The 476-nt window shown below is 63.9% G+C and carries 1 protein-coding gene; it reads left to right on the top strand.

Going from position 1 to position 476, the window contains the following annotated elements; translation table 11 throughout:
- Nucleotides 1–65: 65 nt before the first annotated feature.
- A partial coding sequence (locus tag M3627_RS20455; protein ID WP_251557277.1) for a TraU family protein occupies nucleotides 66–476 on the top strand: 411 nt, incomplete at its 3' end.

The raw sequence follows: 476 nt of genomic DNA, 5'->3' as shown, positions 1-476 counted from the left end.
GTCTATGGCGAGCCGGATGTGGCCCGCGCTGTCGCGCGCATCGAGCAGCGTCGGAGGACCCAGCCATGACGCGACCATTCGACCTGATGCGCCGCATGCGGGCCGGCGTGGCTTCCTTGCTGCTGCTCAGCGCCACGGGTAGCTACGCCTTGAACACCACCGCCATCGTTGCCTCGGTGGCCTCGCCCGATTGCTTGGAGTACCGGGTGGTAGGTATCTGCTACTGGCTCTACTGCACCTGGGGAGGATGCACGGTGCGCACCTCTGTCAAGGTGCGCCACTACATCCCCGATGCGGTCGTCTCCAGCTACAGCAACACGGGCGAGAACCCGTGGGTCGAAGTCCGGGCGATGAGTACGGCCAATCCGTCCGCCCAAGCGGGGGGCGATGGAACGACGAACGAGGATCACGAAAACAATCTTGCGAAATTCAAGAACGCCGACGTGATCGGCCATCCCGGCGTCGAGGTGTTCAAC

This window comes from Psychrobacillus sp. MER TA 171 (genome assembly GCF_023713305.1).
GTDB lineage: Bacteria > Bacillota > Bacilli > Bacillales_A > Planococcaceae > Psychrobacillus.
This window is presented reverse-complemented; position numbering and strand designations above follow the sequence as displayed.